General features: G+C 51.0%; 10 protein-coding genes. 2 read left to right on the forward strand and 8 right to left on the reverse strand.

What is annotated here, in order from left to right; all coding sequences use genetic code 11:
* Positions 1 to 175: 175 nt before the first annotated feature.
* From AB1611_19580 to mtaB, 4 genes are all read right to left on the reverse strand, one after another.
* Positions 176 to 1,534 (reverse strand): TrpB-like pyridoxal phosphate-dependent enzyme, encoded by a 1,359-nt coding sequence (locus AB1611_19580; GenBank protein ID MEW6381783.1) that lies wholly within the window; start codon positions 1,532 to 1,534, stop codon positions 176 to 178.
* Positions 1,535 to 1,586: 52 nt separating this feature from the next.
* Positions 1,587 to 1,889: a hypothetical protein gene (locus AB1611_19585; protein ID MEW6381784.1), complete on the reverse strand. Its 303-nt coding sequence runs from the start codon at positions 1,887 to 1,889 to the stop codon at positions 1,587 to 1,589.
* Positions 1,890 to 1,945: 56 nt separating this feature from the next.
* Entirely contained in the window at positions 1,946 to 3,670 is a 1,725-nt protein-coding gene (locus AB1611_19590; protein ID MEW6381785.1) for a proline--tRNA ligase, read from the reverse strand.
* 139 nt (positions 3,671 to 3,809) lie between these two features.
* Positions 3,810 to 5,132 (reverse strand): tRNA (N(6)-L-threonylcarbamoyladenosine(37)-C(2))-methylthiotransferase MtaB, encoded by a 1,323-nt coding sequence (gene mtaB / locus AB1611_19595; GenBank protein MEW6381786.1) that lies wholly within the window; start codon positions 5,130 to 5,132, stop codon positions 3,810 to 3,812.
* A 125-nt stretch (positions 5,133 to 5,257) separates the two neighbouring features.
* Here mtaB and AB1611_19600 point away from each other — a divergent pair, with 125 nt between their 5' ends.
* On the forward strand, positions 5,258 to 5,620 hold the full coding sequence (locus tag AB1611_19600) for a hypothetical protein (protein ID MEW6381787.1): 363 nt from the start codon (positions 5,258 to 5,260) through the stop codon (positions 5,618 to 5,620).
* Between the two features lie 255 nt (positions 5,621 to 5,875).
* Here AB1611_19600 and AB1611_19605 read toward each other — a convergent pair whose 3' ends face one another.
* The 3 genes from AB1611_19605 to AB1611_19615 form a co-directional block, all read right to left on the reverse strand.
* Entirely contained in the window at positions 5,876 to 6,187 is a 312-nt protein-coding gene (locus AB1611_19605) for a hypothetical protein (GenBank protein ID MEW6381788.1), read from the reverse strand.
* Positions 6,188 to 6,235: 48 nt separating this feature from the next.
* Positions 6,236 to 6,445 carry a hypothetical protein gene (locus AB1611_19610; GenBank protein ID MEW6381789.1) on the reverse strand — a complete coding sequence of 70 codons (210 nt, stop codon included), beginning with the start codon at positions 6,443 to 6,445 and terminating at the stop codon, positions 6,236 to 6,238.
* A gap of 213 nt (positions 6,446 to 6,658) precedes the next feature.
* A complete protein-coding gene (locus tag AB1611_19615; GenBank protein MEW6381790.1) occupies positions 6,659 to 8,422 on the reverse strand; it encodes a formate--tetrahydrofolate ligase in 1,764 nt (587 codons plus the stop codon).
* A gap of 374 nt (positions 8,423 to 8,796) precedes the next feature.
* Between AB1611_19615 and AB1611_19620 the strand changes: the two genes are divergently transcribed.
* Positions 8,797 to 9,039, forward strand: a complete 243-nt coding sequence (locus AB1611_19620; protein MEW6381791.1) for a hypothetical protein — start codon at positions 8,797 to 8,799, stop codon at positions 9,037 to 9,039.
* Positions 9,040 to 9,053: 14 nt separating this feature from the next.
* Here AB1611_19620 and AB1611_19625 read toward each other — a convergent pair whose 3' ends face one another.
* Entirely contained in the window at positions 9,054 to 11,288 is a 2,235-nt protein-coding gene (locus tag AB1611_19625; protein MEW6381792.1) for a PAS domain S-box protein, read from the reverse strand.
* Between the last annotated feature and the right edge of the window lie 93 nt (positions 11,289 to 11,381).

Consider the following 11,381-nt stretch of genomic DNA (forward strand, 5'->3'; position numbering starts at 1 on the left):
CTATCCCGGCTTCCCTTATTAAAGGCAGGGAATGCAGGGCATATTCGGCTTCAGACTGCAGCCGGTTATGGGTAAAAGCAAGAGCACCAGTGCAGTCGCCAACAATACATAGTAATACTTTCGACTCATTTCCCCATCCCCCTTTGATTTCTGATATCACCCTGTTTCATGAGGTCTATTTGTCGATCACCGGCAATTCATCGAGGGCCTGGCGGATTTTCTCTTCAGGATATTCATAATCCTGGAGCTGGCTGGCCAGGTAGCTGTCGTATGAGGCTAAATCAAAATGCCCGTGACCGCTCAGGGAAAATACGATTACCTTTTCCTCACCTGACTGTCGGCACTTTTCCGCCTCATCGATCACGCACCGGATAGCATGGGCTGATTCCGGAGCAGGAATGATCCCCTCGGTCCGGGCAAAGGTCAGGGCGCTTTCAAAGATTGCCGTTTGCTTGCAGCCTACAGCTTCGATAATTCCGTCATGGAGGAGATTACTGACAATGGGAGATGCCCCATGATACCGGAGCCCGCCAGCATGAATTCCCGGCGGGACAAAGGTGTGGCCCAGGGTAAACATCTTGAGAAGGGGGGTAAGATGAGCGGTATCCCCGAAATCATACCGGAATTCCCCCCGGGTGAGCGAGGGGCAGGCGGTCGGCTCAACGGCGATGATCCGCAGATTCCGGCCACTGATCTTCTCCCTGACATAGGGAAGGGCCAGCCCGGCGAAATTGCTCCCACCGCCGCAGCAGCCGATCAGAATGTCCGGCTCAAGGCCGATCTTCTTGAACTGCTGCTGAGTCTCCAGGCCGATAATAGTCTGGTGGAGCAGCACATGATTCAGGACGCTTCCCAGGGCATACTTGGTATCGGCATGCTGGGCCGCATCCTCCATGGCCTCACTGATGGCGATCCCCAGGCTTCCCAGAGAATCCGGATCCCTGGCCAGAATATCCTGGCCCGATTTGGTTTTCATGCTGGGGCTCGGGATCACCTCTGCACCCCAGACATGCATCATCGACCTTCGATAGGGCTTTTGCTGGTAGCTGACCTTGACCATGTACACCGTGCACTCGAGGCCGAAGTGGTTACAGGCAAAAGCAAGCGCGCTTCCCCATTGCCCCGCTCCGGTTTCCGTAGCCAGCCTCTTCACCCCGGCCTGCTTGTTATAATAGGCCTGAGCCACGGCAGTATTCGGCTTATGGCTTCCGGGAGGACTCACCCCTTCATTTTTATAGTAAATTTTCGCCGGTGTGTTCAACTTCTTCTCCAGGCCATAGGCCCTGACCAGAGGTGTCGGCCGCCAGAGGCGGTAAACATCAAGGACTTCCTCCGGGATTGGAATGGTTGACTTGCCGCTCACCTCCTGCTCGATCAGCGCATCGGGAAATACCGCCTGCAGGGCTTCCGGACCGATGGGCTCATGAGTGGCCGGATGCAGCGGCGGACTCAAAGGGGTAGGCAAGTCAGGCAGAACATTATACCATGTCGAGGGCATCTCCTTTTCGGAAAGCATTATCTTTCGATCTTGCATTTCTCCTTATCTCCTTTCCTCAATGGATTTCTTTTCCACTTTTGACACAGGATCAATCTTGACGTGAATCGAGCTTGATACGAATCGAATTCAGAAATTCCAGGTCATGCTGATTGATTTCAAAACGAAGCTCATGGTCAGCATCTTCAGGCAGACAAGATGCCGATGGGCTCTCATCCTCCTTTTGGTCCCGGTATAAACAGACTCCGACGGCCAAAGACAGGTCTACATGATATCCATGCTCCTTGATCCGCTGCAGCACATCCTGAACAGCATTCGACTGGATCAGATTATCACTGATGGCATCACCCAACTCACGGATCATGGCTTTCAACTTATCCTTGTTTTTGCCCATGGTTTCTTACCCCTCTTCTTCTCAAGTAAATGAACTCTCGAATAATTAGCCTGTCATCACACCTTCAGCATCTCGCTGACCATTTGCCGAACTTTCTGCCGGCATTCATCTTTCAGAACCTGAATGACCTGGCCCGTCTTTCGGATACGAATCTCTACTGAATTCTGCTTCAATGATTTACTGCCAATGGTTATTCGAAGAGGGATACCCAGTAAATCCGAATCCTTGAATTTGACTCCGGGTCGCTCCTCCCGGTCATCGATAATCACCTCAAGGCCGGCGGCCAGTAGTTCCTGATAAATTGCCTGTGCGGTTTCCCTGATATTTTTATCGGTGGTATCCGTCGGAAGCACCATGACCTGATACGGAGCAATCGGCATTGGCCAGATAATACCGTCCTGGTCATGGTTCTGCTCGATCGAAGCAGCCATGGTCCTGCCGACTCCTATGCCGTAGCAGCCCATGATGATAATCTGCTCTTCGCCATTCTGGTCAAGATAGGTGGCCTTCAATGCCTTGCTGTATTTGGTCCCCAGCTTGAAAATGTGGCCCACCTCGATACCCTGGCTGATTCGCAGCGGCCCCTGGCACCAAGGACAGGGGTCACCTTCCTGGACCACCCGTAAATCAAAGAAGTCCGGCCTGGGGCAGTCTCTCCCCCAGTTCACATTCGTGAAATGGGTGTCCTTCCGATTGGCCCCGGTCACAAAATTTTCCAGATTCCGTACCGAGTGATCAGCCATGATCCGAACGCCGGTCAATCCCACGGGTCCGGAGAAACCTGCACTCCCGCCGGTTATTGATTCGACCGTTTCCGGGGTGGCCATAACGATTTCAGCCGCACCGGTCAGATTTTTCAATTTTATTTCATTCAATTCCTGATCCCCCCGGATCAGGACGGCAATAACCTGCCCATCAGCCGCAACGAGCAGGGTTTTGACAATCTGCGAAGGAGCCACCTTCAGGAATGCGGCGACATCCTGGACTGACGAAAGATCAGGAGTCGATACCGGCTGCATCACCGGCCAGGCAGGGGAATTATGCACAGGCTCTTCAGCCGGCAGGGTAGAGGTGGCCTTTTCGACGTTCGAGGCATATTCACACCGGGTGCAACTGGCAATCCGGTCCTCGCCAGCTTCCGCCAGCACCATGAACTCATGGGAAAAACTCCCGCCAATGGCACCCGTATCAGCCTCAACAGCCCTGCATACCAGTCCGCAGCGGCGAAAGATATTCTGATACGTCTCTTTCATCTTCTGATAGCTGATATCCGCCCCGGCATTGTCACGGTCGAAACTGTAGGCATCCTTCATGATAAATTCCCGGCCCCTCATCAGTCCGAAGCGAGGGCGGATTTCATCACGGAATTTGGTCTGAATCTGATATAAATTCAGCGGCAATTGGCGGTAGGACCGTACCTCGCGCCGGACCAGGTCGGTGATGACCTCCTCATGGGTCGGCCCCAGACAGAATTCCCGGTTATGCCGGTCACGCAGCCGCATGAGCTCCGGCCCGTACAAAGACCAGCGCCCGCTCTCCTGCCAGAGCTCCGCAGAGCACAGCACCGGCAGGTGCACCTCCAGTGCTCCGGCACGGTTCATCTCCTCCCGGATGATTTCCTCGATTTTCTGAATAACCCGATATCCCAGCGGCAGATAGATATAAACGCCAGCCGCCAGCTTTCTGATCATGCCCGCCCGCAGCATCAACTGATGGCTGATGACCTCCGCCTCTGCCGGTAGTTCCTTGACCGTATTAATCAATGCCTCAGAGAATCGCACCTTCTTCCTCTCCTTCAGAATCAGAATGTTACCGAATCCTGGAATCTTGTTTTACAATTCACCCTGTAATAAGGGGTATCTCTGTTTTTTTGCTTCGCTCATGGTAGCAAAGAGCCCTTGCTTTTGCAAGCCCCAATACTTATGCGTGTATCTTCCCCAGGGTCTTTCCTTCGAGAACCTCAGTTATTTCCACCATAACCTGCCGGTTGATCAAGTCCTTGGCCTCATCGACCACTACCTTGATATAATTTCCGGTCAGGGCAATAAGTCCTCCGGTCTGCTCATCCTTCTGCCCCAGAACGAGAGCCGGAAGGGGAACATTCAGGAATTGCCGCCTGAAGTGAAAAAATTTCCTCCTGCTCAAAGCCCGCAAGGTGGTGCAGCGTTCCTTCTTGATGCGGCCATCGATCTGATGGGGCATCCGGCTGGCTTCCGTTCCCGGCCGCGGGGAAAAACTGAAAACGTGCAGGTACGCCAGGGGCAGAGCTTCGATAAACTGGAAGGTCCGCTGAAAGCTCTCCTCAGTCTCACCGGGAAAGCCGACTATGACATCCGCTCCAATGGCTGTCTCAGGCCTGCAGGAGACAATCTCTTCGATAAGCTCCCGGTAATGGGCGCTCAGATAAGGCCTTCGCATGGCTCGAAGAATCTCGTCGTCCCCGCTCTGGAGGGGAATATGCAAATGAGCACAGATTTGAGGCGACTGGGTCACCAGCCTTTTCAAGGCCGGAGTGAACTCCGTGGGCTCGATGGAGCTCAAGCGCACCCGGAAATGGCCGGACCGGGGACCAGGGCAGGCAAGCATGGCCTCAAGCAGGTCAGAGAGGGTGATCTTCTCCGCCATGTCCTGGCCGTAAGTGCCAAGGTGAACGCCGGTCAGAACCAGTTCCTGATAGCCGTTTTCAAGCAGCCGCCGAACCTGGGCAAGGACATCCTCAAAGCGGGCGCTCCGGTTCTTCCCGCGGGCAGCGGGCACGATGCAGTAACTGCACTGGTGGTCACACCCTTCCTGGATTTTCAAAAAGGCGCGGGTGTAGCCGGAAAAATAATTGATAACCTGGGGCTGAAATCGGGTCTTTTGGCCAAGCTCGCTTACCCGGACTTCCGAATGACCTTTTTGGGTTAGTGAGGTAAGATAGCGGATGAGATCGCCCTTTTCAGCATTGCCGAGAACCAGATCCACGCCGGGCATGGCGGCAAGCCGCTGCGGATTGACCTGCGCCGAGCATCCCGTGGCCACAATCAACGCCTCGGGATTGGTCTGCTGGGCCTGCCTGATCTTCATCCGGGAGTGATAATCTCCTTTATTGGTAACCGTGCAGGTATTGATAATATATACATCCGCCACACTCTCGAAAGGAACAATAGCATAGCCGCATTTTTCCAATTGCTCCTGCAGGAACATGGTTTCGTATTGGTTCAACTTACAGCCAAGGGTAAATAATGCTGCTTTTGGGGTCATGGGTCTGGTATTTATTTTTTCCTGTTTTTAGAGTATATGTTTCCATGCATATTTAATGCCCATTATAGCAGATTATTCCAATTATTTCAAACGCTCATGTCTGGATCAGATGTTCCCCATCTTGTATGGGAGCCTCCATAACTCCCCTCCCCCTTGAGGGGGGAGTCTGGGTGGGGGTGATGGTCATTTTTCACCTTCCTCATCGAGAAAAGGAACATGGGGAACATCTGCCAGCTATAATTATAGCAAAAGTAAAAGACCTTTGTCAGAGGTTAGAATTCCTTGGGATAAAAGTAGGAGATGCCAGAAAGCATCCCCGAATTTCTCCTGTCGATATTTTTAAATCACTTCTTTTGATACCTATCCTGAGACTCAAGAGCCTGAACCAGCTTGATAACAAGCTGCGACTGCCAGAAGCAAGAGATTCTGTGAGGATGATACTCAAGGCGGTAGTAACAGGGTCGTTGGGGTCAGCCCTTGAAATTTGACAAATAAAGGATGTCAAATTTCAAGGGCTGACCCCCAGAACGTAAATGAAGATCAGGAAATCCTGGCCGTCGAATGTGTCTTTGGAGAATTGCTCCAGGGTGCCAGGGATGAAAGAGAACGCGATATAATAATGAGCTACTGGAAGTATTTACCCAAAGCTGAAGAATCGGGTATATGGATCGAAGCAGGTCTGTGCTCTGGAAAAAATAAATTCCTATCACAAGGGGTTGGCCTGATAGATGCGGCTTTACTCATCATAGCCAGGAGGAAAAAGGCCACAAGTTTGGATAAGTGGAGATTAATGTGTTGATAAGGTTTCCTTCGGGACACCCCCTCCATCCTATATCTTTGCCTCTTCCATCGTCAAATATAAGGACTATTCCAAGGTCAACGGTGTAAATATTGAGCTGCCCGACAGCCTGAACAAGGGCATTCGGGATATCGTATTCCCTGCCATTCTTCACTAATTTGATCTCAACCAAAAACGCGCATGGCCCTTTTTTATTTGACGTGTTGAGAAATACCGCTTCCCTATGATTGACCTCTGTCTTTTTTTCTCGTGCCATTGTGGGCTCCTTATGCAAACATACCGTTCTGTTTTGGCTTTGTTACTGTCAGGCGATCTTTTCCCAGAGTCGCCAACTGGCACAGAAGTTAATGGAGCTAATCTTACGGTTCTTATTCACCATACAAACTGCGCTTCCGGCTGCAGCCTGAATATACGTAGGCTTATTCATCCGCAATTCAATCCTTCGTTCACCATCCCAATAGGCGCAGGTCGCGCACTTCTTCTCGGAAACTTGGTATGTTCCATACGATTCCATAGAGTCCTCTCTCGTCTGGAATGATAAATATAGATTATCCGTTTAACGGCCTCTAACCTTAGAATCGGCACAAAAATAAATCACCATTGGATTTTTTAATCAGGATGTTATCCTAAAACTCTTCAATTTGTATTCAGCTAACAAAAAAGCCTGCCTGAATCATCTTCAGGCAGGCTTTTGAAGGAAACTTTTCCCAATAAGCCGGAAAACCCCTTAAAACAACCCCCTCACCTTACCGGTTTCGGTATCCACATCGACTCGCCGGAAAGCAGGATCGGAGGCAGTTCCGGGCATCAGTTTGATATCTCCGGCCACTGGCACCACAAATCCAGCTCCCCGGTACAGCATGATGTCCCGGATGGGCAGAGTCCATCCCTTGGGACGGCCCTTGATATTCGGATCATGGGAAAGGCTGAGGTGGGTTTTGACCATGCAGGTGCCCAGTTTGGCAAGCTCCGGGTCCTCCTCGATCTTTTTGGCTTTGGCCAGAGCATCGGGAGAATAGGTCACATCACTGGCTCCATAGACCTCGGTGGCCAGGAGTTTGATTCGCTCCCGCAGCGGCGTGGTATCGGCATACAGGAAGCGGAAGTCATTCTCATCCCTGCAGGCATCCATTACCGCGTCTGCCAGCTCCAGGGCTCCTTCTCCACCCTTCAGCCAGTGCTCCGAGAGAGCCACTCTGGCACCTGTCTGCTCGGCCAGGCGGCGGATGGCGGCGATTTCGTCCTTCGTGTCGGTATGGAAGGCATTGATGCAAACCACCGGGTTGATTCCGGCCTTTTTGACTGTCTCGATATGGGCAATCAGGTTCTGGCAGCCCTTTGCGACCAGGTCCACGTTTTCGGAAGTATAGGCTTCGTCCAGCGGCTTTCCGGGCACGACCTTGGGGCCGCCTCCGTGCATCTTGAGGGCCCGGACCGTGGCCACAATGACCGCGCAGTGCGGCTTCAGGCCGCTGAAGCGGCACTTGAGGTTCCAGAACTTCTCAAAACCGATGTCGGCGCCGAATCCGCTTTCCGTGACCACGTAATCAGCCAGTTTCAGCCCTATCTGATCGGCCACGATCGAGGACTGGCCAATGGCGATATTGGCAAAAGGACCGGCATGAACCAGAACCGGCTGTCCTTCGAGGGTTTGCAACAGGTTCGGATTGAGGGCCTGCACCATCCAGGCAGTCATGGCCCCATCGACCTCGAGGTCTCCGGTAGTGACCGGCTCACCGCGCTTGTTGTAAGCCACGACGATCTTGCCCATCCGCTCCCGCATATCCTTCAGACTGGTGGAGACAGCCAGAATGGCCATGATTTCGGAGCTGACGGCAATGGCAAAACCGGATCTCATGAGTACGCCATCCATCTTGCCGCCATGTCCAATGATAATATCCCGCAGCGACTGGGCACAGAAATCGATGACCCAGCGCATCTCGACATTCTTGGGATCGATATCCAGCCGTTTCAAACCCCGTTTGGCCAGTTCGGCATCGGTATAATTACACTCATGCTGCAGCCGTGAAGTCAGGGCCACCATGGCCAGATTGTGGGCATTGGTCACCTTGTCGATGTCTCCGGTCAGGCCCAGCGAGAAAGGAGTCAGGGGGATACACTGGGCCAGTCCTCCTCCGGCTGCACTTCCCTTGATGTTAAAGGTTGGCCCGCCGGATGGCTGGCGGATGGCTCCTATGACCTTAATTCCTTTCTTTCCAAGCCCTTCGACCAGACCCATGGTAGTAGTGCTTTTTCCCTCGCCCAGCGGGGTCGGAGTAATGGCCGTTACATCGATGTATTTACCATTTGGTTTATCTTTCAATCGCTTCAGGATAGCAGCAAAATCCAGCTTCCCCAGGTAGTGTCCCATGGGAAGCAGCTCCGTGTTTTCCAGGCCGAGCATCTCCCCCAATTCGGATACAGTCTTCATCCGGCCTTCTGCTTCTTCAGCAATTTCCCAGTCTTTGTGCTGTCTTGGATCTAAAGGCATGGTTACCCTCCATCAGTTTTTTGAGATGATGTTTTGGTTTGAGGAATGCAGCGATAGTATCGCTTGGTTGAATCTTTCACCTGCTACTGCTGCTGGGTCTTTACTTCCTGTTGGGTCTTTTATTACTGCTGCTATTCGGTTGATCCGGCCTGCTATCCTTACCATCGCCTGGAATATGCGCTGGTTCTGGAACGAAGGTAGTATACCACAGGGGAAAATATAAAACAACGTTTAAAAAATTGATAGAGATGCCGGATGCTGTTTTTCAACCTTCATTTTTTGGTTGACAAGTATTTCATCATCAATTATTATATACAGCTTATTTGGGCTGCTGCTATATTTCCTGTTTTATTCAGTCCTTACAGGGAGGGGCAATGCGTTTCGTGGAAGGACATTGTTTTGAATTAAAAGGCGAAGAAGTTGCATTGTTTGCCAGGGAAGGGCAAACATCCAGAATTGAAAGATGCACTGGGACTTATCACCGAGCAGAGGATGAAGAGGTATTAATATTCAGGGAGTGGAAGCGTGAACAAGATCATGGATATAACCATAATCATACCCATGCCTGTGATCTTGACCATGGTCATGTTTATATTAACAAGGAAGCAAATGCATAAGCAATAAGGTCAGGTCATGAGGTGGTGTTTGGTGCTTTCGCTTCGATAAGCTCTCTCAGAGTTCGAAGCAGGTCGGACAAAGAATATGGTTTCTGAAGGTAGCGGAATCCTCTCTCTCTAATAATGGGCCATTGTGCCTTTTGGTCCGTATAGCCGCTAACCAGAAGGACCTGGAGGTCGGACTGGCGCAGAAGGAGTTGATCGACTAAATCAAGCCCCGTTTGATCAGGTAAAACGACATCGCTTACCACCACCGTAAACTTTCCCCTCTCCTGATCAAAGTCATTCAACGCCTCCTGGACGCTTGAAGCCTCCTCCACAGTATAGTGGTTTTCCCGAAGTATTCTTGCCGTCAATTGGCGAACTTCCTCTTCATCCTCCACCAATAAAATGTGCTCACCCTTACCCTGAAGCTTCGGTAAAGGGAGAGCTTCTTCTTCTTCTTCTTTCTTCTTTGCCTCAGTTAAAAGGGCTGGCAGGAAAATCTCAAATACCGACCCTTTGCCCGGCTCACTGGAGACATTGATCCATCCCTCATGCTGCTTGACTATGCCATAGACCACCGATAGGCCAAGGCCGGTCCCTTTCCCGACCCCCTTGGTGGTGAAAAAGGGCTCAAAAATCCGCTCAATGGTCTGTGCATCCATACCGCTGCCGGTATCCGCAATCGAGAGGCGGATAAAATTGCCTGGCCGTGCCTCAATAATGGTTTTGGCATGCTCTTCATCCATGGTCAGGTTTTCAGTTTTGATGGTGAGCCTGCCCCCTTTCGGCATTGCATCTCTGGCATTGACGGCCAGATTCATGATTACCTGCTCAATGGTCCCCTCATCAGCCATAATTGGCCAGAGATGAGATTCCAGCTCGGTAATAATGACAATATCCTCACCAATGAGGCGGTAGAGCATCTTAAGCAGATCGTCGATTATTCCGTTAAGGTCCAGAGGAGCCGGTTCCATGTGTTGCTTGCGGCTGAAAAGGAGCAACTGGCGGGTAAGATTAGCTGCCCGGTCAGCCGATTTCCTTACCTGGTGGAGATTCCTGGTTGCGGCATCTGAATCGGATATGTGCATCAGAGCCAGGGTGGTATACCCCTGGATCGTGGTCAGCAGGTTATTGAAATCATGGGCCACACCTGCGGCCAGGATGCCGATGGCTTCCATTTTTTGCGATTGAAGGAGTTGAGCCTGAATTTTCGCTTTTTCCTCCTCCGCACGCTTGTACCCGGTAATATCCCTGCCATAGAGATTGGCATAACCATAGTCAATTATCGGTGCGACAAAGAAGGAAAAGACATGACCGTTGCAGCTCAATTCCATTTCTTTATTCTGCCTGGAGTCAAACGATTCCTTTATCAATTGATAGTACTTATCAGGGAGATATTCCCCGATGGATCTACTCCATTCAGCTAATAACAGTGAGCTGGCACCATTGGCATACAAAATCTTACCATCCCTGGCAATGCGCATGATAGGGTTTGGGTTTTCTGCAGGTAATTTCGCAAGAAAGCTGATTTTTTCTTCCGCCAGTTTGCGCTCGGTGATATCTATACCCTGGGCTATGGTGGCCAATAAGGTCGTGCCGTCTTCTGCATAAATGTTTGCTGAATTCCAGAGTACATGGTGTATGTCGCCAGCCTTGCAGCGGATGGGAATTTCCACTGTCTGCCAGTGTTCCCCGGTCAAGGCGCGGGTTATTTTATCCATCGATTCGTTTTGGTTTGCTTCAGAGAAAAGTATGTTCACTTTCCGGCCAACGACTTCATCAGCCGTATATCCGGTAAGACGCTCGAAAGCCTGGTTAAAGCGTGCGATAGTCATATCGGGATTCCAGACAATGATTGGTGCATTAGCGTACTGAATCAGCTTCTCGAGGTAATTACTCGTCTCTCTTAGTGCCTTCTCCGCCCGCTTGCGCTCGGTAATATCTTTAAAAGTCACAACAGAACCAACAATTTTTCCTTTCTCTTGAACTGGAGTACTCACATATTCAACCGGGAAACTTGAACCATCTTTCCTCCAAAATACTTCCTCAGTGGTATAACGAGGGATCCCATCCCTCATAGTTGCATAGATTGGACATTCCTCAGAAGAATAAAGACTTCCGTCAGCTTTTGAATGATGGAGAAGCTCATGCTGGTGGCGGCCAATGAGCTCTTCGGCTTCATAGCCGGTTACAGCTAATGCGGTTGGATTGACAAAAGTGGTCTTTCCCTCTAAGTACAGGTCGCCATAAATACGCGACCACATAGAAAACAAAAAGAGGTTCGGACATGGTAAAATATCCTTGGTACCAGAGAAGAGGTATCAAAAAAGGTCTGAAAGGAGTGATTATCATGCCAG

This window comes from bacterium (assembly GCA_040755755.1).
In the GTDB taxonomy this organism is placed as follows: domain Bacteria; phylum SZUA-182; class SZUA-182; order DTGQ01; family DTGQ01; genus DTGQ01.